Source organism: Burkholderia sp. Bp9016 (assembly GCF_003857765.1).
GTDB lineage: Bacteria > Pseudomonadota > Gammaproteobacteria > Burkholderiales > Burkholderiaceae > Burkholderia.
In genome coordinates, this window is the sequence record NZ_QTPY01000004.1 from 116,598 (window position 1) to 139,635 (window position 23,038).

Consider the following 23,038-nt stretch of genomic DNA (forward strand, 5'->3'; position numbering starts at 1 on the left):
GGCCGCCTGCGGGCGGCCCGGTCACGGCATGGGCGGCGGGGCATGCATGCGCCGCCGCCCGATCCGATCCGGGCACGTTTTGCCGCACCAGGCGCCCCGCGCGCCGGCCCAGAACGCGCCCGAATCCGATTTTCTCCACGTTGCCCGCTTCCTGGACGTAGAAGAGATGTCCGCGCTCACTCCTGCACAAGTGCTGTACGACGGGGCGTCCCCGCCCGCGATCCTGCCCTGCTGCGATCACTACGCGGGCAGCGAGAAGCTGATGCGCAAGTCGCTCGCGCTCCAGGCCGAGCTCGGCCCCGTATTCGACATTACGCTCGACTGCGAGGACGGCGCGGCCGTCGGCCAGGAGGCCGCGCACGCGCAGCTCGTCGCCGAATTCCTCGGCAGCGCCGAAAACCGCTTCGGGCGGGTCGGCGTACGCATCCACGATTTTTCCCATTCCCACTGGCGCGACGACGTGCGCATCGTGTTGCGCGCCGCCCGTGCGCCGGCCTACATCACGCTACCGAAGATCGCGAGCGCCGCCGACGCAGCCGAGATGGTCGCGTTCATCGAAGGCACGCGCCGCGAGCTCGGCCTCGCGCAACCGATTCCGGTCGACGTGCTGGTCGAGACGCACGGCGCGCTCGCGCAGGCGGCCGCCCTCGCCGCGCTGCCGCTGGTCGGCACGCTGAGCTTCGGGCTGATGGACTTCGTGTCCGCGCATCATGGCGCGATCCCCGATGCGGCGATGCGCTCGCCCGGCCAGTTCGACCACCCGCTCGTGCGCCGTGCGAAGCTGGAAATCGCCGCGGCCTGCCACGCACACGGCAAGACGCCGTCGCACAACGTGACGACCGAAGTACGCGACATGAGCGTCGTGGCCGGCGATGCACGCCGCGCGCGCGACGAATTCGCGTTCACGCGGATGTGGAGCATCCACCCCGCGCAGGTTCGCCCGATCGTCGACGCGTTCGCACCGCGCACCGACGAAGTCGAGCTGGCCACCGGGATCCTGCTGGCCGCACAGGCGGCCGACTGGGGCCCGACGCGCCACGGCGATACCTTGCACGACCGCGCGAGCTACCGCTATTACTGGTCGGTGCTGCGCCGCGCGCGGGCGACCGGCCAGCCCGTGCCGGCCGAGGCCACCCCGCTGTTCGGCCCGAGCGCGGCCGGAGTGGCCCGGTGACCACGCCGACACACGGATTTCATCGAATCCCCGGAGCGTGAACCCGATACAGGTTTGCGAAACGACAAAAAACGTAACGGAGCCCGAAAACCTGAAATATGCGTGGCCAAATAGGTGAAAATAGCGGCCGCTGCGCGCTTCCGGGGCGCGTGCAGTTTCAAACCGGCCGGCGGATGCCGGCCCTTGTCAACTGATTATCGAAAGGTTCTGACTCCATGAAGAAACTCCTGATCGCTACCGCCATCGGCGCATTGTCCGCCACGATGCTGGTGTCGGCTCCGAGCGCGTTCGCCCAGGGTACGACCACGACCGCGAAGAAGACGGCCAAACGCCCGGCGCCGGCCAAACGCATCATCCCGCGCAGCAAGAAAGCCCAGGCGCGTGCCGCTGCCAAGGTCGATCCGGTGCCGGACGGCGCGGTCAAGTGGTCGTGCAAGGACGGTCTGTCGTTCGATCTCGCCGGCGACATGAAGCGCGACCAGGTCGTCACGGTTCACTGGGCGAAGAAGAACTACAAGCTGCCGCGTCAGGCCACGACGACGGGCGCCGATACGTTCTACGATCCGGCCAACGGCTTCAAGCTGATCGTGATCCCGACCAAGGCGATGCTGTTCACCGACGCGAACGGCGGCGAGCGTCTCGCCGACGAGTGCGTGACGCCGGAAATGGCGCAAGGCGCCGCAGCGCCGACGCAGTCGAACGAGCTGAAGCCGGCCACGAACTAAGCGCGTCTCCCAGACCCTCGATGTCCGCCCCCGTCTCCAACGTCCGCCCTGCGCCGGATTCGGTACTCGTCGATATCGTCGACTACGTGCTGAACACCGGCATCGACAGCGCGCTCGCGCTGGAGACGGCGCGTCATTGCCTGATCGACACGCTCGGATGCGGACTCGAGGCGCTGTCCTACCCTGCCTGCACCAAGCTGCTCGGCCCCGTCGTGCCCGGCACGATCGTACCGAACGGTGCGAAGGTGCCCGGCACGTCCTTCCAGCTCGATCCCGTCCAGGCCGCTTTCGACATCGGCGCGATGATCCGCTGGCTGGACTTCAACGACACCTGGCTCGCCGCCGAATGGGGCCACCCGTCCGACAATCTCGGCGGGATCCTGGCGACGGCCGACTGGCTGTCCCGCACGGCCGTCGCGGCCGGCAGGAAGCCGCTTGCCATGCGCGACGTGCTCGTCGCGATGATCCAGGCCCACGAAATCCAGGGCTGCCTGGCACTCGAGAATTCATTCAATGCCGTCGGGCTCGACCACGTGCTGCTCGTGAAGGTCGCGTCGACGGCTGTCGTCGGGCGCCTGCTCGGGCTCACGCGCGACGAGCTGATCAACGCGGTGTCCAACGCGTTCGTCGACGGCCAGTCGCTGCGCACCTATCGTCATGCGCCGAACACCGGTTCGCGCAAATCGTGGGCGGCAGGCGACGCCACGTCCCGCGCGGTGCGCCTCGCGCTAATCGCGAAAACGGGTGAAATGGGCTACCCGTCGGCGCTCACCGCAAAAACCTGGGGCTTCTACGACGTGCTGTTCGACGGGAAGCCGTTCCGCTTCCAGCGTCCGTACGGCACCTACGTGATGGAGAACGTGCTGTTCAAGATCGCGTTCCCCGCCGAATTCCATGCACAGACGGCCGCCGAGGCCGCGCTGCAGCTGCACGCGCAGCTCGCTGCCGCGGGCCGCACGACCGACGAGATCAGCCGGATCACGATCCGCACGCACGCGGCCGCGATCCGCATCATCGACAAGCAGGGCCCGCTCGCCAATCCGGCCGACCGCGACCACTGCATCCAGTACATGGTCGCCGTGCCGCTGCTGTTCGGCCGGCTGACCGCGGCCGACTACGAGGATTCGGTCGCCGCCGACCCGCGCATCGACGCGCTGCGCGCGAAAACGGTGTGCGTCGAGGACCCGCAGTTCACGAAGGATTACCATGACCCGGCCAGGCGATCGATCGCGAATGCGCTGACGATCGAATTCGCGGACGGATCGAAGCTTGCCGAAGTGACGGTCGAATACCCGATCGGCCATCAGCGACGCCGTGCAGACGGCATCCCGCTCCTGGTCGAAAAATTCAGGACCAACCTCGCCCGCCGTTTCCCGGCAAAGCAGCAACAAGCGATTCTCGACGTGTCGCTGGATCAGGCAAAGCTCGAAGCGATGCCGGTCGATGAGTACGTCGACTTGTATGTGATATAGCCGTCAAATACGAGACTCTTTGTTTCCTAGCCTTAAACCCAGGAAAATCACCATGGCCCACAATCTCCACAAGACCCTCAAGGAATTCGACAGCGGTTCCGGCAAAGGCAAGTTCTACTCGCTGCCGCAGCTCGGCAAGGAACTGAAGACGAAGATCGAGCGCCTGCCGGTGTCGATCCGTATCGTGCTCGAGTCCGTGCTGCGCAACTACGACGGCAAGAAGATCACCGAAGAGCACATCGAGCAGCTGGCGAACTGGAAGCCGACCGCGAAGCGCGTCGACGAGATTCCGTTCGTGGTGTCGCGTGTGGTGCTGCAGGACTTCACGGGCGTGCCGCTGCTCGCCGACATCGCGGCCATGCGCGGCGTCGCGGAGCGCACGGGCAAGAATCCGAAGAAGATCGAGCCGCTGGTCCCGGTCGATCTCGTCGTCGATCACTCGGTCCAGATCGACTACTTCCGCCAGAAGGACGCGCTCGACCTGAACATGAAGCTGGAATTCCAGCGCAACAACGAGCGCTACCAGTTCATGAAGTGGGGCATGCAGGCGTTCGACACGTTCAAGGTCGTGCCGCCGGGCGTGGGCATCGTCCACCAGGTGAACCTCGAGTATCTGGCACGCGGCGTCCACAAGAAGGCGGACGGCGGCGACACCGTGTACTACCCGGACACCCTCGTCGGCACGGACAGCCACACGACGATGATCAACGGCATCGGCGTGGTCGGCTGGGGCGTGGGCGGCATCGAGGCTGAAGCCGGCATGCTCGGCCAGCCGGTGTATTTCCTGACGCCGGACGTCGTCGGCGTCGAGCTGAAGGGCAAGCTGCGCGAAGGCGTGACGGCAACCGACCTGGTGCTCACGATCACCGAAATGCTGCGCAAGGAGAAGGTCGTCGGCAAGTTCGTCGAATTCTTCGGCGAAGGCACGAAGTCGCTGTCGCTGCCGGACCGCGCAACGATCGGCAACATGGCGCCGGAATACGGCGCGACGATGGGCTTCTTCCCGGTCGACGAAAAGACGATCGACTACTTCGAAGGCACGGGCCGCACGAAGGCCGAAATCGCCGCGTTCGAGAACTACTTCAAGGCACAGAAGCTCTTCGGCATTCCGAAGGCCGGTGACATCGACTACACGAAGACGGTGACGCTGGATCTCGCGACGGTCGCACCGTCGCTGGCCGGCCCGAAGCGCCCGCAGGACCGTATCGAAATCGGCAACGTCAAGTCGACGTTCACCGACCTGTTCTCGAAGCCGGTCGCGGAAAACGGCTTCGCGAAGAAGGCGGAAGATCTGGGCACGCAGTACACGACGAGCAATGGCGTCGACGTGAAGAACGGCGACGTGCTGATCGCCGCGATCACGTCGTGCACGAACACGTCGAACCCGAGCGTGCTGCTGGCTGCCGGCCTGCTCGCGAAGAAGGCCGTCGAAGCCGGCCTGACCGTCGCGCCGCACATCAAGACGTCGCTCGCGCCGGGATCGCGCATCGTCACCGAATACCTGACGAAGACGGGCCTGCTGCCCTACCTCGCAAAGCTCGGTTTCGAAGTCGCGGCCTACGGCTGCACGACCTGTATCGGCAACGCGGGCGACCTGACGCCGGAACTGAACGAAGCGATCACGAAGAACGACATCGTCGCGGCAGCCGTGCTGTCCGGCAACCGTAACTTCGAAGCGCGTATCCACCCGAACATCCGCGCGAACTTCCTCGCATCGCCGCCGCTCGTCGTCGCGTACGCGATCGCCGGCAACATCACGCGCGACCTGATGACCGAGCCGGTCGGCAAGGGCAAGGACGGTTACGACATCTACCTCGGCGACATCTGGCCGACGAGCGACGAAGTCCATGCGCTGCTGAAGTTCGCGCTCGACCCGAAGAAGTTCGAGGACAACTACTCGAAGCTGACCAAGAAGGGCGACCTCTGGAGCAAGATCGAGGGCGAGACGGGCCAGGTCTACGACTGGCCGAAGTCGACCTACATCGCGGAGCCGCCGTTCTTCGGCCACGACTTCTCGATGGAGCCGGCCGCATCGATCCCGACGGTCAAGGGCGCGCGCGCGCTGGGCATCTTCGGCGACTCGGTCACGACCGACCACATCAGCCCGGCGGGCTCGATCAAGGAAGACTCGCCGGCAGGCAAGTGGCTGAAGGAGAACGGCGTGCAGAAGGCCGACTTCAACAGCTACGGCTCGCGCCGCGGCAACCACGACGTGATGATGCGCGGCACCTTCGCGAACGTCCGGATCAAGAACCTGATGATCCCGGCGAAGGCGGACGGCACGCGCGTCGAAGGCGGCCTGACGATCCACCAGCCGAGCGGCGAACAGCTGTCGATCTACGATGCGGCGATGAAGTACGTCGACGCCGGCACGCCGACCGTCGTGTTCGCGGGTGAAGAGTACGGCACGGGCTCGTCGCGCGACTGGGCCGCAAAGGGCACGCAGTTGCTCGGCGTGAAGGCCGTGATCGCACGCAGCTTCGAACGCATCCACCGCTCGAACCTCGTCGGCATGGGCGTGCTGCCGCTGCAGTTCAAGGGCTCGGACAGCGTGCAGTCGCTCGGCATCACTGGCGAAGAGACCTACGACATCGAAGGCCTCGGCGACGACTTCAAGCCGCAGCAGGACGTCACGCTCGTGATCCACCGCAAGAACGGCGAAACGATCCGCGTGCCGGTGCTGCTGCGCATCGATACGCCGATCGAAGTCGACTACTACAAGCACGGCGGGATCCTGCCGTTCGTGCTGCGCTCGCTGCTCGCAGCGTAAGCGTCCGCCTTTGCAGGTGCCGCAGCCGCCTCGCGGTGGCTGCGGCCGATTTGGTGCCCGACCTCGTGTCGGGCTTTTTTTTGCATGCTGGTCGGCGGGTGGCCGGCGCAGCGTCGATCGCGCGGCGGCGCCCCGCATTCGTGCGGGACGTCACCCGCCGACAGCCGGCTCGCGCGTCACGCCGCCTTGCTAGTTCGCGCCTTCGCGCCCGCGGAGGAACCTGATCGCGCGTTCTTCTTCAGATGCGCGCGGTTGTAGTCGATCGCCGCGCGAACGAGGCGCTTCAGCGCCCGCTTGTCGAGCCTGTCGCCTTCGAGTAAATCGATCGCACGGCGCGCATTGCCTTCAAGGCCCGCGTTGAACAACCCGTCGGGATCGGGAAGGTGCGCGCCATGCATGAACGTCAGCTTCACCTTGCCCTTGTGCGCATTCGCGACCGCAATCATCCCGTCGCACGACCACACGGGGCTGCCCATCCACTTCCATTCCTCGACGATGCCGTCGTTGACCGCGAGAATCGTATCGCGCAACTCCGCGAACGTCTTGCCGCGCCAGTCGGCGATCCCGGCGATCAATGCGTCGATGCGGGCCGACGCGTTCAGGTCCAGGGCGGATGTGCTCATGCCCCGGCGTCCCGGTCTTCATCAGGACGCGCCAACACCTGTTCAAGCGACCCAAGAAATTGCACCCATCCGTGCTGCGCACCGCGGTATGCCTGCTCCTGGTCCGTGCGGAAGCCGGCCTGCTCCATCCGCAACAGCGTGCCGCGTGGCGTCGGCGTGAGCGTCCAAGTGACGACGCTTTCGAGGCCATAGGCGGCCCACGTATAGGAAAGCACCCGCTGCGGCTCGATCGTCAGCACCGTGCAGTCGACCGCACCCCAGTCCGCGCGAAAGCTGAACGCGCGGCCCGCAACCGGCTCGAAATCGCTCTTCATCAGCCATGCCTCGATCAGGTGCGGCTGCGTGAGCGCGCGCCAGATCCTCTCCGGCGGATGCGGCAGTTCCCGTTCGACGACGACAGTACGCGTTTCAGTAGTGGCCTGATTCATTGATCCATCCTTTTCAACAGATCCTCGAGAGCGTCGAACCGGTTCTGCCAGAAGCCGGCCATCTGGCTGGTCCAGTCGATCAACGGAGTCAGTGCCTGCGGCTGCGCGCTGTAGTGCGTCTGCCGGCCTTCGTGGCGGTCGCTCACGAGCCCGGCCTGCTTCAGTACGCCCAGATGCTTCGATACCGCCGGCTGCGACACGCCTGCATGGGCCGTCAGCACAGCCACCGTCAGCTCGCCCTCCTCGCACAGCCGCTCGAAGAGCGCGCGGCGCGTCGGATCGGCGAGTGTCCGGAACAGCATGTCGTGAGCGTTTTGCATGAGTTAATTCATAACTCGATGGTTATTGATTGAAAGATAGCGGCCAGCCAGCGAGTGTCAAGGAGGAATTTCGCGGATATTCACGACCGTGGCGACGGAGCCGGTTGCAGGAAGGCTGAGAGAAAAACCCACACCGCCCATCGGGAATCCAGTACTTGTTCTAATTCTTATTCAATCGCCGCGCGCTCGATTCCACGCCATGCATCAAGCAACCTCATCATCGGGCTTCCATACGTCGCAGTTGTCGGAAAAAGTCATCTTCCACCAAGTTACGCCTCAAGTACGAGCCGCCCACCTGGATCAGAAACAGCAAGACGAACCCGCCGATACAGGCCCAGAACCACCCAGGGGATGCGTTGAGGGCATTCAGTCCGACCATGACCACGCCCAGCCAACAACTCCCGGCCACGGTGACAGACAAGCTAAGCAGACGCGCATAACCTGCATCGACGCGAGGCACAGGTACGAGTTCGGTTCCAACCAGGTTCAGCCGCACCTTTTGGGCGCTAGCAGACGCAACCAGTTGCGCGCCCTGGCCATGCGCGACCATCTGTGCCGCGAGCGCCTGAAGCAAGAGCGCATTTACCGGCCCCGGCTTGCCGATCGCGCGATCGACGTCGTGCACCGGCAGTTCCAGCCTTGCATCGTCGATGGCGCCGAGCGTTGCATGACGCCCCTGGGACGGAAGATCACTTATCCATGCGTGCCGGATGCGCCGGCGCGGCGTCTGCTCCGACGCCAGCAGCGTTTCCAGCGCTTCCACCACGGAATCGGACGGCATCGCAATCGGGCGGAATAAGCGGGCCTGTGGCCGGACTGTTCCCTTGAGGCTCGCGACTACGCGCGGCGACGTAAGCAACATCGCCACGGCGGCCTCGGACCAGGCCGGCTCCGTGCCCTCCGCATGTAGTTGGCAGCCCAGCAATAGCCGGAAATCGGACGTGCATTCCTTGTCGAACCACGTCTCGATATTTGCCTGCTTCGCACCGAATGGCACCCACCCGAACTGCACGAGATCGGGCAGGTACAGTTTCTTCCAGACCGCTCGGAGCTCGGTCAGATCGTCCTTGTCGGCGGATTGCAGGATCACGTCGACCGCATGACCCGACGCATCATGATGCGCGAGGCTGGCCGAGAACCGGCTCATCAGTTGCTCCAGTACCATCGCGAGCCGCGATACGCCTGTCGAACCTTCCGTATCCGGCAAAGGCAGGATCTTGCCTGGGTTGATCGGCGCGCTGCCCTCCAGGCCAAGCAGACGTTCGCCCAACTCGGGCTCGGGCGTCAACGCGATGCTATCGACGATCACCATGTGAGCTTGCGCCCATTGCCGCCACGTCGCCCGCTCGCTGCGGCACAGGAAATTCCACCAGTCGACCCGCTCGATCCAATCCTCGTAGCCGGAATAGATCAGCGCGCATACGCCGCCCGATATCAGCAGCGACAACAGGAAGGCGCGCCCGAAAAACGGTTCGGACATCACCGGTTTCCCCTGCTCCCAGTTGACTACCGTGATGAGCAGGCCCGCAGTCTGTATGACGACCACGGCGAGCACGCCCCACCAGATCGAGGGAGGTTTGCCGTACTGATATTCTGCGACGCCTGGGAGGGTCCATGCTCTGCTCATGCGATTTTCATCCCCGTGCTGCTGGCGATCACCTGGCTACCGCACTGCGTTCGGCACATGTGTACAGCCCATTTTCGGCCGCCTTCACTGTAGCCCTCGGCACACTCGATGATCGCGTTGTCGCCGTGCTCCGGACATGAGACGACGTCATGCAACAACGCGACCTTGCGGCCGTCGAGATCGAACGTCGAAGAAGCGGTCTTTACGATGCCGCCGTGTGTTGTCGCGTCGTCTTGGCATACTGGGAGCTTCATTCTTAAATCCCAAATTAAATATTTAATTTCTGTAAAGATCCGAGCACGGGTCAGGTTTTTTCCTTACCTACCACCGGCATTCCATAAAAATTACCCGCATAGCCCCACGATAATCGTCCCAATATTTTTCGACAACGGATTTTTCTGCACTTGATTCCGCCACTATCTCACCTGGATACTTGGAAGGGTCGTTCATGTTCGCAATATCACGAGCTGCCACCCCCCTTATAGGCATCCATCAATAATCTATATGCCATTTACGCACCCTCACGCGCGACCCCATCAATACCAAACAAATAGACATGCATGGCGAGCATATATTTTGCCCGAGATTCTTTCATTTCAGACGCCCTCATCAGCAAGGCAACATCCTCCGAAGTTGGCCTCCAGAGATCCCCACCCTCCCTATATTTTTTTGCATTCAAAATATGTCAGCGCAGGCGGATATCCGCCCTTCATCGCCATTTCCAAATATCCTTCCGCCTCACGCTCAACTTCACTCGTCGCAGACGCCGATTTTTCCGCCCCACACATATCACCATCATAATTAGCGAATCTAGAATTCGACCTCTTCAAATACATTTGATGATAGAGAATTCGATTCATATTAAGTTGGCCCACCGGATCTCCAGCATCTGCTTTTTGACGATAAGCTTCGCAATCGGCCGCCAATCTCCATCTATTTTCCGCTTGAGAAAATTTTATCTCCGCCGAGCGTTTTCTGGACTTCTCTGCTGATTCCACGGCGCCATCAATAAGCGTCGGAACAGGGGCCAGCACCGCTCCATAGGGAGTTGGAAGAGGAACACAGCTAGTGCAAATGAAAAATACCAATACCAGAGAAATGTAGCCAATAGCATTGTTTAACATACCCCAATATACTTTCTGTGTGCCTTGAGCCGAACGCTCAGGAGATCCTAAGGTAACAACGACGCATCTGGATTTGTCGGCTTGATCGATGTGTCGCAGGCGATTCGATCCTGGCCGGAGGGTGTAACGACACCATATAAATAATTCGGCCGTTTAGATGTAGAAAATGTTGAGCCGCGCACGCCGGGCGGATACGGTCTGCTCAAATCAATCCCCGGAATCAGCGGATATTCTTTCACATAAGCGCTACCATTTTCATTACCATAATCGACCTGAGCAAAAAACAGCTTATCTTTCGTTGCAGCAAACGTATACCTCCTCGAGTCTTCAAATGAATTAAAACTATGATCCGCGTAGACCTTCGTGGCGAAAGTCTTGCCACCATCTGTCGAGTACCAAAACGGCACCACACAACCTTTTTCGCCATCTCCACAAACCAATCCATTTGGGTAAGCCAGAGGCAACACAACATTCTCCCCAGTCGGATCGGCATTAATAATGCGCCCCTGGAAATTTTCAAACATGCCTCTCCCTAAAAATTTTCGAATTCCGGCATGAGTGTCGTTGTAGTACGACTCCCCGTGATAACAGTCCCGGTAACGTTCCAGCGTCACAAAGCGGTGATCGTCAATCCGATAGATCACTTGGGGCTGCGAGTCATACGGCAACTCCTTGAGCGCCGAGCTCATGAAATCTCCAAGCCCGAAGGTCGGACGTCGCGGAGTCTGCGCGGTGCAGCCTTGAGTCAGAGCAAGCAGTGCGATTATCAAAACGGTATATCTCATCAGGCTCCTCCTTTCCATTGCTGTTGCCGTAGTTGTTCGGCTTCGGACCTGCTTTGTTCCTCGGCTACCGTGTTCCAATCGATGTAGGCAGGTTTGACAATGCTTTGGGGAGCGCCAAACTCAAAATAGTCGTCATTGCCCCGCGTCCAGTCGGCAAACTTCATCAGGCGTGTCCAGAACGCAGGCCTCTCATACGCATCACAAAAGCCGATCGGCAAATCGTAGGCCACCACCCGGCGCATGAACGCCTGATGCTTCGGCAATGTACTGTGATTGGTCGGCTCGGCGCGATAGGTGTCGAGTCGTTGCAGCATTTCGTCCTGCGTCTCGAACCGAGTTGCGCGACGGTAACTATAAATATCCTCGGTAGTAACGGTGTGCCTCGGCTCAAAAATCGAGCGCATGTAACGGTAGTCAGGATCAGCGTAGTTCCCGGAATTCGGATCGGGAACCCACTTACCCATTTCATCCGCGCCTTTCCGTGAATTTTCGAACTGCTGCATCTCGTCTTCCGTAATCGGATACGGCACCTCCTCGGCGTTGATCGTTACTGATTTATCGGGATGCGGCACCGCCCATAACTTCATGAGCGGTGTAAAGATGTTCCGGTTGCCGTTCCAAAAATCGGTCGACTTCGCTCCGGGCACAAGCTTGTCGTCGGGAGTCGGTGGCAGCGTACCGAACCTCTTCTCGCCCGGTACGTCGCCCACCGGCGTACCGCGTGCCAGCATGCGCTGCTTCACGGTATCACCCAACTCACGAAGCAATTTGTCATCCACGCCCTGCCAGCCGATACTTTGCAGCGGCACCGCGCCCATCACGCGATCATGCGGTGTGAAATACACATAAAGACGACCGTGATTGTCGCGCTCATGAACGCCGGACTTGCGCTGGTTGTCGGGTCGCCAGAGATCCATATCTTCCGACGCTCCGCACTAAAGCTGCATCATTCGCTCCTCGTCCATCTCGCGCTTGTCCTGCTTGATCCGATTGGCAATATTCCGGAAGGTATTGACGCGCGCGTCGGGAGTCGGACGCTCCGCGCCGCAGGCTAGGGCATCCGTGACCTTGTCATCAAGGGAATACGGCGAATTCATTACGAACACTGCATCGGGTGCGCGTGTCTTGCATAAGGCCGTCGCCGCCAGCGCGATCATCGTCCCTTGGCTATGCGACATCACTGACACCGTATCGCGTGGACACTCTTTGCGAATCCGGTCAATCAAATCGGCCAGTCGTTGAGCCGCGTGCGCGTAATATGTGCGTGGAGGGGCGTCTTGCAATTGGCGATCAGCCTCTGTATTCAACGACTCCATGTCGAACTTGAGCACGTGACGCCTGAATCCCTCGTAGCTCCACAATTGCTGCAGGTTGTTGGTGCCGTTCTGGAAAGGACCACCTCCCCAATACCAAGGACCTTCCTCCTTGTTTACGCATTCTGCCCCCCACGCCCATAGATCAATGCCGCGCGGATTGCGCATTGGGATGCGCCACTTATGCTCGTCGCCGTTTGCAGAACGATAGCCCCAATAGAACCGAATCACGGGAGAATGCCCGGATTTTGCCGGATCAATCTGACGCGGAATCGGACGGCCATCGGAACCTTCAACGATATACGAGTTCGCTTCGAGCTTCGTTTCTTCCGTGCGGCCCAAACGATCATTCAATCCGGCACACAACGCCTGCTCCGCCGCGTCATACCACTCCCCCGTGGAATTCACGCCATGCACAAAGATAATGATGCCGGGCATATGAGGAGGAATGCGGCACTCGGCCCGCACCTGGAAACTGCTCGGCGTGTGATAAGACTCCCAATACGGTTGCCCCAGATGATCGCGCCTCATCGGCACGATGCGCGTGGCGGTGTCATGCTGATAGGGCTTCGTCGCATCTGCCTCGTCACCCGTGCCATCCGCCTGGTTTGTCTGGTCGGTCATGAATCAGACATCCTTATTGTTCTGAAGCAGCAGCTTGAGTCCATGCGCAACGTCCTGCCGGCTCAACGAGGTCTCCCCCTTGCCGTTGGTGACGCCCTCGATAATCTGCCCGCTAGCCAACTGAATCTTGTACGGCCGATTCACAATCGGTCGACCGGTGATGTCGTCGCTGAGAATGAACCGCTCGTCGTTCGCGATATCGATTTGATCGAACTTCGGTAGGGGCAGCGACAGCGCACCCGGTCCTTCCTTCTGGATTTCGATGATCTTGAGGATCAGGCAGCCGGCCCCGCCAATCTCGACGTTATCGCCCTGCACCTTGATGTAGGCCGTGCCGCCGCCGCCGAGCACCACCCCGTTGGCGGCATTGACGGTCGTGGTACCGTCGGCGCTGGTGATTCGCATGTCTTTCTGCGCCACCATCTCCATCGCGTCGGACTGCGCCTGGATTTGAACCTTGCCTCGGGCGGCATAGAGCTTGACGCCGAACTTGTGTGCAAACAGAGACAGCACCTCACCTGCTGCAATAGCAATATTCCGAAGCGCATTCACGTTGAACCGCGACGACGTGCCGACGCTAACGTCCTTGCCCGCCGACACCATCACCCGATCCGGCGTTGCCAGGCCTACGCCGTTCGGCGCGGACAGCGCAATCACGGCTGTCTTCAGGCCAGCGAGTTCGTCCTTCAGCCAAGCGTTTTCTGACTTCAGGTCTGCGATCTCCGCATGCGCAACGGCTGCGGCATCGGTCAATCCCCGAGCCTGCGCCTGCGTCAACGCAAACTGGTTCGTCATCGACCGCATGTCGGACGACTGTCCGGTCGCCTTCTCCTGCCTGTCGGACGACAGCAGCAGGCCACCACCCGCACGGACGTGCCCGCGATCGTCGGAGCGCAGTTCGAAGCCCTCGCCGCGTAGTCGCTGGTCCCGGCCCACCGTATAGCCGAGATTGAGCTGCGTCTTGCCGTGCTCGGTCGCGACCTTGATGTGTTCCTGGCCCTCCCGGTCGTCCAGCTCGACGGTGTTGTTCGAGCGCGTGCGGATCGTGTTGCGCGTGCCCCAGGGCACGCCCGCAACAATCGGGTCCGTATGCTGAGCGGTGTGCAGCACATGGCTGATGAACGGCAGATCCACGCAGCCCCACAGAAAGCTCACGCCGACCACCGTGCCTTCCACGAGCCCGAAGTGAAAGCCCGTCTGGTTCGGCCCGGCGAACGGCTTCGCCAGCCTCATCGGGCAGCTTTGCAGGCCGGGCGCCCGTGTGTCGCGATCCAGATGAAGATCGACGATGTATTCGCCCTGACCATCCAGATAGGGATCTCGCCAACCGCCGGACGACGCGATCGTCCCGGTGATCACCCCGTCGATCCGGGGCCACGCCTCTTCCTTCAACGGCATTCGATACTGGCGATCGGACGGAATCGCGTCGAACGTCACGTGATATGACTTCTTCCGGCTCGCGCCGCATATCGTCCGCACCACGAGCAACCCGTGCTTCGCATCCGGCAATTCCCGGTTCGACAGTTTCAGCGCCGAGCCGGGCGTGAGGTCCAGCATGTCGCATTCGCCGCGGTACTCGACCTGACCGGCCAGCGCTACCTCGCGACGCAGTTGCACCTCCTCCTTCGCCTCGTCCTCGCTCCGATTCGGTATCCCCCAGGTATACGCTTCACCATAAGTGGTGCGGTCGTCGCGTATCGGGCTTACGGCCTCGATCGGCTCCGATATCGCTGCTTCTGTGTTGAACGTGCGCACCGCGTAGGCGGATGGCAAAGTCCTGGCGCGCATCTCGAGCGCGCTGACCGACTCGACGCCTCCTGTTTCGAGCCCGCTGTGCGGCCGGTACGCAACCGTCAGGCGCTCAGGATCGCGACGGTAGTACGCGTAATCGTCACCAAAGCGCACTCGCTCGCACCGCTCGCCTTCCTCGCATACGAACCAGATGCCCGAGCGTCGGCACAGGCGCGTGATGAACGCCAAATCGTCCTCGCCCCACTGCATCACGAAGCTGCGCTTGCGATAGGTGCGATGCAACTGGAATTCAAAGCGCGCGAAGATCTGGTTGAACTCATGCTCTCGCAGAACCTGCTCGATGATCTCGGGAAAGGTCTTGTCCAGAAAGAACCGGCATTTGGGCGCATTGCGCAACAGCGCCAGACGCGACTCCAGCACGATCTCGTACAACGACTGATCGCGGTTGGTCGCTTTAAGGGCGAACCCCGTCACCACGCCTTGCACGCGACGTGCGCTTTCAGGCTGGCTCCACTGGTCACGCGGCGGCGGCTGGATCACGAACGCACCGATCCGTTTCAGGAAGTCAGTGCGGGACAGGTCATGGCGAGGGTGCGTGAACCGGATCGTGTACTTCGTCGGCTCTCCGATTCCGCGTGCCCCGGCGAACTCGTAGACGTCCGCCAGCGCGGCAGCGGGCGCACCCTTGATATCGAGACTGTAGAACTGGTGGATGTCGACGCCCGCGCGTGCGGGTGTATCCGGATCGGCCGTGCTCGGGGTCAATCAATCCTCCGGAAACGTTTGCGGAATAGACCACGCGACTTTAGCTAGGAAGGGAGCCAAGTCGCCATAGGACGAATCTGAAATTGGCAAAAAACTGGATTCGCAACCCCGAATCGGTTTGACATCCCGATGTAGCGGAAATGGATTCCGTGTTTCGCTGACGCAGGTTCGCCCGATTTTCGAATCTTTGCTCTAATTCGCGGCGGCGCCCTTGCAATCGAAAGCAGTCCGAAAGACTACACGACGCGTTGTTCCACAATTCGGGATGTGCAGGCGGCCAGTCGGCGCCTTTTCCATGCAACCGCGCACCCGCCCCAGGCCACCTCGCTTCGTTTGACCACATAGTGCGACATCGCCTGCGGTCGCGGCCGATCGCAAATCATGCGCTTACGCATTCGTCCGCGCGTCATCGCGCGCATTTCGGCACGATGGCGAACGATTTACGCGCACGAACGTCACGTGCCGCATTGTCGCGGTGCCGCGAACCGGTTCCCTCGCCAATGGCGGCCACCCTCCGCTGGCGCCGCGCGACACATGCGGCATCGTGCATCGATGTCAGAACTGACAGCTATGGAAACTGGCAGCTACCTGAACGGCGCCGACGCCCTACGCTCGTCACCGCTCGCGGCCCCACAAGGGCTATGGGCTCCAGCAACGTCGTCTCTCCTAAAAAGGACTCCCGATGAAAAGGAACGCCCGGTTTGCCCTTCCCCTTCCGTCGCCCCGCCGCCTCGCGTACGCGTGGCCGCTCGTGTTCGTGGCCGGTGCCGCGCACGCGACGACGGATTGGGTCGACACCCACACCAAGGCCTTTCTGACCGGCCCGCAGTTGATGGCGCGCAGCGCGGCACCGTCGCTCGAACTCGCGGCCGGCGAAACGACGAACGTCGTCGTCAGCCTGAAGCTGCGTAATGCCGCGCAACTCAAGCAACTGGCGCGCGACGTGAACCGGCCCGGCAGCGCACACTACCGCCAGTATCTGACGCCCGAGCAATTCCTCGCGAACTATGCGCCGACCGAAGCGCAGGTGAAGTCGGTCGTCGACTATCTGCGCAAGAGCGGGTTCGTGAACATCGAGGTCGCGCCGAACCGGCTGCTGGTGTCCGCGCACGGCACGGCCGGCACGGTGAAGACCGCGTTCAACACATCGCTCGTGCATTTCCAGTACGCGGGCCGCTCCGGCTTCGCGAACGCGTCGACCGCACAGGTGCCGCGCGCGCTCGGCGACGTCGTCGGCTCGGTGCTGGGGTTGCAGAACGTTGCACGCGCACGGCCGATGCTGCGCATCGGCAACGTCGCTAAGCCGCAGACGCTTGCGGCCGGCACGGCCACCGGCCATTATCCGAAGGAATTCCCGGGCCTTTACAACGCGACCGGAGTGCCGACCGCGGCCGGCGTGACGGTCGGGATCGTCACGATCGGCGGCGTCTCGCAGACGCTGCAGGACCTGAAGCAGTTCACGTCGAGCAACGGTTACGGCACGGTCGCGACCCAGACCGTGAAGACCAACGGCACCGGCACGACCGGCAGCTACAGCGACGACCAGGACGGCCAGGGCGAATGGGATCTCGACAGCCAGTCGATCGTCGGCTCGGCCGGCGGCCAGGTCGGCAAGCTCGTGTTCTACATGGCGGACCTGAACGCGGCCGGCAACACCGGGCTCACGCAGGCGTTCAACCGTGCAGTGTCGGACAACACCGCGAAGGTGATCAACGTGTCGCTCGGCTGGTGCGAAACCGATGCGAGCGCGGACGGCACGCTCGATGCCGAGGAACAGATCTTCACGACGGCCGCCGCGCAAGGCCAGACATTCTCGGTGTCGTCGGGCGACGAAGGCGTGTACGAGTGCAACAACCGCGGCTATCCGGACGGCGCAAACTACACAGTGTCGTGGCCGGCCGCGTCGCCGCACGTGCTCGCGATCGGCGGCACGACCCTGTACACGACCTCGGCCGGCGCATTCTCGAAGGAAACGGTCTGGAACGAAGGCCTCGACAGCAACGGCAAGCTATGGGCCACGGGTGGCGGCGTCAGCTCGATCCTGCCGGCACCGTCGTGGCAGCCGGGCAGCAACCGTCGGTTGCCCGACGTGTCGTTCGACGCCGCTCAGAGCACGGGCGCATACATCTACAACTACGGCCAGCTTCAGCAGATCGGCGGCACGAGCCTAGCCGCACCGATCTTCACCGGCTTCTGGGCACGCCTGCTCGCGGCGAACGGCACGGGCCTCGGTTTCCCGGCCGCGAAGTTCTATGCGGACATTCCGTCGAACCCGTCGCTCGTGCGCTACGACGTCGTATCGGGAAACAACGGCTATCAGGGGTATGGCTACACCGCAGGCACCGGCTGGGATTACCCGACCGGCTTCGGCAGCCTGAACATCTCGAACCTCAACAAGCTGATCCAGACGGGCGGCTTCTGAGCGAGATGTGATTTGACATGACGGCGCGCGGTGGTGTTGCATCGCGCGCCTGCCCCGCGATTATCCGGCACCAGGTTCACGCGGAATCCCGCTCCGTCGCGTGCTCCTTCACCGGCGCCGACGCGACGGGCGCACCGGCCCGATGCGACGGCGCGAACAGCCGCAGCCCGCTCGCGACGCTCGCGGCGCCGGCAAAGCCCGCACCGAGCATGAGCGCGAGCGTCGGCCCGTGCCGCCCCGCGATCCCGAACGACAGCGCGACGAGCGCGGCGCCGGTCGCCTGCCCGATCAGCCGCGCGGTCGCGATGATCCCGCTCGCGCCGCCGCTGCGTTCGGGCGGCGCGCTCGACATCAGCGCCTTCAGGTTCGGCGACTGGAAGAAGCCGAAGCCCGCGCCGCACAGCATCATCCGCCAGCCGATGTCGACGACGCCCGGCGCCGCCGGCAGCGCGGCAAGCGACACCATCCCCGCGCTCAGCAGCGCAAGCCCGATCGCACCGAGCAATCCGGGCGGATAACGGTCGGACAGCCGGCCCGCGATCGGCGCGGCGAGCGCGACGATCGCCGACCACGGCGTCATCAGGAAGCCGGTCTCCACCGCACTGCGATGCAGGACGGTTTCGAAATAGAACGGCAGCGACACGAACGCGAGCCCCTGCGCGGCGAACGCGCACACGGCCGTCAGCGCGGACAGCGTGAACACCGGGCGGCGAAACAGGTCGACCGGCAGCATCGGCGCCGGGTGCCCGGCCTGGCGGCGAATCAGCAGCCAGCCGAATGCGAGCGCGACGGCGGCGGCGGCGAACACGACGGAAAGCGGCCCGCGCTGCGCGAATTCGCCGAGCGCGAAGATCAGCGATGCAAACGTGATTACGTTGAACAGCGCGGCGAGCGGATCGAACGCATGCTTGCCGCGCGCCGTCTGCGGCAGCGACGGGATCGCCACCGCGAGCGCGACCACGCCGAGCGGCACGTTGACCGCGAACAGCCACGGCCATGCGGCGACCGACAGGATCAGCGACGCGATCGTCGGCCCTACGGCGAACGACACGCCGACGACGAGCGCGTTGAATCCGACGCCGCGCCCGAGCCGGTGCGCGGGAAACAGGTTGCGGATCAGCGCGACGTTCACGCTCATGATCGCGCTCGCGCCGAAGCCCTGCACGATCCGCGCGGCCGTCAGCTGCGGCAGCGTCGATGCGACCGAGCAGCCGAGCGACGCAAGCGTAAACACCGCAAGGCCGGCGATATACACGCGCTTGTGGCCGACGATGTCGCCGAGCGACGCGAACGGCAGCAGCGTCGCGACCATGGCGAGCTGGTACGCGTTGATGATCCATACCGACGCGGCCGGCGACGCGTGCAGGTCGGCGGCGATCGCGGGCAGCGCGGTGTTCGCGATCGCTGTGTCGAGCGTCGCGAGCGCGACGGCGAGCAGCACGGCGGACATCGCGCGCCAGTTGACGGCCGGCTCACGGGCTGCGGCGGAAGAAGCGAATTCGGACAAGATGAGGCTCGTCTGACGAGCGACGCGCAGCGTCGCGGATTGAGCGGCGCGGCGACGGGCGCTCCGTGCGGCAGGAACGGAACGCGCTGCACCGCGAACCGTATTGTTGCAGAGCCGCATCGAACGTGCAGGCAAGTGCGTCGTCAGTCAGCAAAACGAAAGCCTTGGCGCAGCACACCGGGTGCGCCGTGTCGTTGGGGACGCAACGATCGATACGCCGAACGTTGCGTCTGCGCGCCGTTACGACACCGCGCGCCGCGCGTTGCGTCCGCGCAGCCATTCGAGCGCGAGCAGCAGGCTCGTCGAGAAGATGATCAGGATCGTCGCGAGCGCGGCGATCGTCGGGCTGATGTTCTCGCGGATCCCGGTGAACATCTGGCGCGGCAGCGTCGTCTGGTCCGCGCCCGCGAGGAACAGCGTGACGACGACTTCGTCGAACGACGTCGCGAACGCGAACAGCGCGCCCGACATCACGCCCGGCGCGATCACCGGCAGCGTCACGCGGAAAAACGTCGTCACCGGATTCGCGCCGAGCGACAGGCTGGCGCGCACGAGGTTGTAATTGAAGCCCTGCAGCGTGGCGGCGACCGTCGTGACGACGAACGGCACGCCGAGCGCCGCGTGCGCGGCGATCAGGCCCGTGTATGTATTCGCGAGCCCGAGCGGCGCGAAGAACAAGTACATGCCGACGCCGACCACAACGACCGGCACAATCATCGGCGACAGCAGCACGGCCATCAGCAGCGCCTTGCCGCGGAAGTTCGCCTTCGTGAGCCCGATTGCGGCGAGCGTGCCGAGCACGGTCGCGACGATGGTCGCCGACGGCGCGACGATGAAGCTGTTCTTCGCAGCCATCCGCCACTCGTCGGATGCGATCAGGTTCTCGTACCAGCGCGTGGAAAAGCCGGGAATCGGATAGACGAGGAACGTGCTCGACGAAAACGACAGCGGCACGATCGCGAGCACCGGCAGGATCAGGTATAGCAGCGTGAGCACGACGAGCACGCGCAACGCGACGTACCACGCGCGCTCGACGAACGACATGTGCGGCGCGAACAGCGGCCTGGCGAGTTTCATGATCGGCATCCCCTTCCTGTATTGCGTATTCGTTTTTCGTGCCTCATGCCGGGCGCGACGCTCAGCCGAGGCTCACGTTCGTGCGCGTGAAGCGTCCGTACACCGCATACAGCACCAGCGTCGCGGCAAGCAGCAGGCCGCCGAGCGCGCACGCCATGCCCCAGTTGATCGTCACGTTCGTGAAGTACGCGACGTAATAGCTGACCATCTGGTCGTTCGGACCGCCAAGCAGCGCGGGCGTGATGTAGTAGCCGATCGCGAGGATGAACACGAGCAGCGCACCCGCGCCGATGCCCGGATAGGTCTGCGGCACGTACACGCGCCAGAACGCGGCGAACGGATGACTGCCGAGCGACACGGCCGCGCGCTGGTAAGTCGGCGGAATCGACTTCATCACGCTGTAGAGCGGCAGGATCATGAACGGCAGCAGGATATGCGTCATCGAGATGTATACGCCGACGCGGTTGAACAGCAGCGTCAGCGGATGCGAGATCAGCCCGCTGCCGATCAACGCCTTGTTGATCAGCCCTTCGCTCTGCAGCAGCACGATCCACGCGGCGACGCGCACCAGCACCGATGTCCAGAACGGAATCAGCACGAGAATCATCACGAGGTTCGCGCGGCGCTCCGACAGCGTCGAGATCCAGTACGCGAGCGGATAGCCGAGCAGCAGCGCGAACAGCGTGACCGCGACGCCGATCACGAACGTGCGGCCGAAGATCGCGAGATAGATCGACTGGTCGGGATCGGCCTGCACGATGTGGCCGAAGCCATCCTGCTTGTGGTCGAGCGACGCAAGCAGGTAGAACGGCGACAGCTGGCTGCCGTTCTTCGCGATCGACTGCCAGTATGCGACGTCCCCCCAGCGGGAATCGAGGTCGATCAACTTCGCACGCGTCTGTGCGGGCGTGAGCGCTGCGGCTGCGGCATCGTTGTCGTCCTTCAGCGGCATAGCGCGCGCCGTCTTCGCGACGAGCGAACGATAGCCGGGAATCTCGGTATTCAGACGCCGCGCAAGCGCGCCCATCGCCTCGCTGTCGGCGACCTTCGTCATGTCGGCCGCGAGCGCGGCATACGCGGCGTCGGACGGCCGCGTCTTGCGGTCCCAGCCCGACAGCGCGGCGATCGTGTTCGGCAGCGCGGTCGCGATCTCCGGATTCTGCACCGCACGCGTGAGCAGCGTGCCGATCGGCACGACGAAGATGAGCAACAGGAAAATCGCAAGCGGCGCGATCAGCAGCAGCGCCATCGTGCGCTTGCGGGCCTCGGCGGCCTTCAGTTCGCGCTTGAGCGCGGCTGTCGACGGCGAGGAAGGAGCGATCGTCATCGTGTTCAACGGTTCTCTCCGGCCGGGCGCGATCCGGCGGAATGCCGCGCGACGCGTTCAGCGCGACGCGCGGCCGGTTGCATCAGGATCCCTGAACGGTTACTTCGTCGCCCACGCGGCGAAGCGCTGCTCGAGCTCGTCGCTGTGGTCGGTCCAGAAGCCGATATCCTCCAGCACCGCGTTCTTGCCGTTGGCCGGCGAGTTCGGCAGGTTCGCGAGCGTCTTCGCGTCGAGCGACTTGATCGCCGCGACGTTCGCGGGGCCGTACGCGATGTGCTGCGCATACCCTTTCTGCGGTTTCGGCGTCAGCGTGTACGCGATGTACTGCTCGGCGAGCGCCTTGTTCGGCGAGCCCTTGGGAATCGCCCAGTAGTCGAGGTCGTAGATGCTGCCGTTCCACACGACCTTCAGGTTCTTCCCTTCCTTCTGCGCGGCGTCGATGCGGCCGTTGTACGCGGTCGACATCACGACATCGCCGGCGACCAGGAACTGCGGCGGCTGCGCGCCGGCTTCCCACCACTGGATGTTCGGCTTCAGCTCGTCGAGCTTCTTGAACGCGCGGTCCTGGCCGGCCTTCGTGGCGAGCACCTTGTATACGTCCTTCGGTGCGACGCCGTCGGCCATCAGCGCGAACTCGAGGTTGTAGCGTGCGCCCTTTCGCATCCCGCGCTTGCCGGGGAATTTCTTCACGTTCCAGAAATCGGCCCAGCCGGTGGGCGCCGATTTCAGCTTGTCCGCGTTGTACGACAGCGCGGTCGACCACACAAAGAAGCCGACGCCGCACACCTGCGGCGCTTCAGGAATCAGATCGGATTTCTTCGCGATCTTCGACCAGTCGAGCTTCTCGTACAGCCCTTCGTCGCAGCCGCGGTTCAGGTCGCCCGATTCGACTTCGACCACGTCCCAGTTGACGTGTTTCGCCTCGACCATTGCCTTTACTTTCGCCTGCTCGCCGTTGTATTCGACGGCCGTGACCTTGTTGCCGGTCGCCTTCTCGAACGGCTGGTTGAACGCGGCCTTCTGCGCGTCGCCGTTCGCGCCGCCGAAGTTGACGACCGTGAGTTCGGCCGCCGTGGCCGATACGCCGAAAGCGGCGAGCGCCAGTGCGACCGCGGTGCGACGTGCGGTAAAGCTTGCTCGGTTCATGGTGGTTCCTCTCCTCTCGTGGTGGAAGTGGGCAGTTGTTGTTGACGACGTGCTGCG

General features: G+C 63.1%; 19 protein-coding genes. 5 read left to right on the forward strand and 14 right to left on the reverse strand.

From position 1 onward, the window contains the following. The first annotated feature begins 166 nt into the window (after positions 1 to 166). From DIE13_RS06670 to acnA, 4 genes are all read left to right on the forward strand, one after another. Positions 167 to 1,174: an HpcH/HpaI aldolase/citrate lyase family protein gene (locus DIE13_RS06670; RefSeq protein ID WP_124826403.1), complete on the forward strand. Its 1,008-nt coding sequence runs from the start codon at positions 167 to 169 to the stop codon at positions 1,172 to 1,174. 215 nt (positions 1,175 to 1,389) lie between these two features. After that, positions 1,390 to 1,899, forward strand: coding sequence for a hypothetical protein (locus DIE13_RS06675; protein WP_098552536.1), 510 nt, complete (start codon positions 1,390 to 1,392; stop codon positions 1,897 to 1,899). A 20-nt stretch (positions 1,900 to 1,919) separates the two neighbouring features. Beyond that, a complete protein-coding gene (locus tag DIE13_RS06680; RefSeq protein ID WP_124826404.1) occupies positions 1,920 to 3,371 on the forward strand; it encodes a bifunctional 2-methylcitrate dehydratase/aconitate hydratase in 1,452 nt (483 codons plus the stop codon). A gap of 52 nt (positions 3,372 to 3,423) precedes the next feature. Further along, complete coding sequence (gene acnA, locus DIE13_RS06685) at positions 3,424 to 6,141, forward strand: aconitate hydratase AcnA (RefSeq protein WP_124826405.1); 2,718 nt, start codon at positions 3,424 to 3,426, stop codon at positions 6,139 to 6,141. Positions 6,142 to 6,317: 176 nt separating this feature from the next. Here acnA and DIE13_RS06690 read toward each other — a convergent pair whose 3' ends face one another. From DIE13_RS06690 to DIE13_RS06730, 10 genes are all read right to left on the reverse strand, one after another. Then, positions 6,318 to 6,764, reverse strand: coding sequence for a DUF1801 domain-containing protein (locus DIE13_RS06690; RefSeq protein WP_124826406.1), 447 nt, complete (start codon positions 6,762 to 6,764; stop codon positions 6,318 to 6,320). Further along, positions 6,761 to 7,192 (reverse strand): SRPBCC domain-containing protein, encoded by a 432-nt coding sequence (locus tag DIE13_RS06695; RefSeq protein ID WP_124826407.1) that lies wholly within the window; start codon positions 7,190 to 7,192, stop codon positions 6,761 to 6,763. Before DIE13_RS06695 ends, DIE13_RS06690 begins: the two co-directional genes overlap by 4 nt. Next, positions 7,189 to 7,512 carry a helix-turn-helix transcriptional regulator gene (locus DIE13_RS06700; RefSeq protein WP_124826408.1) on the reverse strand — a complete coding sequence of 108 codons (324 nt, stop codon included), beginning with the start codon at positions 7,510 to 7,512 and terminating at the stop codon, positions 7,189 to 7,191. The genes DIE13_RS06695 and DIE13_RS06700 overlap by 4 nt, the downstream gene beginning before the upstream one ends. 217 nt (positions 7,513 to 7,729) lie before the next feature. Further along, a complete protein-coding gene (locus DIE13_RS06705) occupies positions 7,730 to 9,139 on the reverse strand; it encodes a hypothetical protein (RefSeq protein ID WP_124826409.1) in 1,410 nt (469 codons plus the stop codon). Continuing rightward, entirely contained in the window at positions 9,136 to 9,393 is a 258-nt protein-coding gene (locus tag DIE13_RS06710; RefSeq protein ID WP_124826410.1) for a PAAR domain-containing protein, read from the reverse strand. Before DIE13_RS06710 ends, DIE13_RS06705 begins: the two co-directional genes overlap by 4 nt. A 405-nt stretch (positions 9,394 to 9,798) precedes the next feature. Then, on the reverse strand, positions 9,799 to 10,263 hold the full coding sequence (locus tag DIE13_RS06715) for a hypothetical protein (RefSeq protein WP_124826411.1): 465 nt from the start codon (positions 10,261 to 10,263) through the stop codon (positions 9,799 to 9,801). A gap of 47 nt (positions 10,264 to 10,310) precedes the next feature. After that, positions 10,311 to 11,048, reverse strand: coding sequence for a hypothetical protein (locus DIE13_RS06720; RefSeq protein WP_233410083.1), 738 nt, complete (start codon positions 11,046 to 11,048; stop codon positions 10,311 to 10,313). Further along, positions 11,048 to 11,965, reverse strand: a complete 918-nt coding sequence (locus tag DIE13_RS33345) for a DUF3274 domain-containing protein (protein WP_260435042.1) — start codon at positions 11,963 to 11,965, stop codon at positions 11,048 to 11,050. Before DIE13_RS33345 ends, DIE13_RS06720 begins: the two co-directional genes overlap by 1 nt. 18 nt (positions 11,966 to 11,983) lie before the next feature. Further along, the gene (locus tag DIE13_RS33350) at positions 11,984 to 12,985 is read right to left on the reverse strand and encodes a hypothetical protein (protein ID WP_244108858.1); all 1,002 of its coding nucleotides are present in this window, start codon (positions 12,983 to 12,985) and stop codon (positions 11,984 to 11,986) included. Between the two features lie 3 nt (positions 12,986 to 12,988). After that, complete coding sequence (locus DIE13_RS06730) at positions 12,989 to 15,502, reverse strand: type VI secretion system Vgr family protein (RefSeq protein ID WP_124826413.1); 2,514 nt, start codon at positions 15,500 to 15,502, stop codon at positions 12,989 to 12,991. Positions 15,503 to 16,184: 682 nt separating this feature from the next. On the opposite strand from DIE13_RS06730, the gene DIE13_RS06740 reads away from it, so the two are divergent. Continuing rightward, the gene (locus tag DIE13_RS06740) at positions 16,185 to 17,924 is read left to right on the forward strand and encodes a protease pro-enzyme activation domain-containing protein (RefSeq protein ID WP_124826414.1); all 1,740 of its coding nucleotides are present in this window, start codon (positions 16,185 to 16,187) and stop codon (positions 17,922 to 17,924) included. A gap of 76 nt (positions 17,925 to 18,000) precedes the next feature. Here the strand turns inward: DIE13_RS06740 and DIE13_RS06745 are convergent, their stop codons facing one another. From DIE13_RS06745 to DIE13_RS06760, 4 genes are all read right to left on the reverse strand, one after another. Further along, positions 18,001 to 19,431, reverse strand: coding sequence for an MFS transporter (locus tag DIE13_RS06745; protein ID WP_124826415.1), 1,431 nt, complete (start codon positions 19,429 to 19,431; stop codon positions 18,001 to 18,003). Positions 19,432 to 19,671: 240 nt separating this feature from the next. Continuing rightward, positions 19,672 to 20,508 (reverse strand): ABC transporter permease, encoded by an 837-nt coding sequence (locus DIE13_RS06750; protein WP_098553010.1) that lies wholly within the window; start codon positions 20,506 to 20,508, stop codon positions 19,672 to 19,674. Positions 20,509 to 20,569: 61 nt separating this feature from the next. Further along, a complete protein-coding gene (locus DIE13_RS06755) occupies positions 20,570 to 21,835 on the reverse strand; it encodes an ABC transporter permease (protein ID WP_175750705.1) in 1,266 nt (421 codons plus the stop codon). A 99-nt stretch (positions 21,836 to 21,934) separates the two neighbouring features. Then, on the reverse strand, positions 21,935 to 22,981 hold the full coding sequence (locus tag DIE13_RS06760) for an ABC transporter substrate-binding protein (RefSeq protein WP_124826417.1): 1,047 nt from the start codon (positions 22,979 to 22,981) through the stop codon (positions 21,935 to 21,937). Between the last annotated feature and the right edge of the window lie 57 nt (positions 22,982 to 23,038).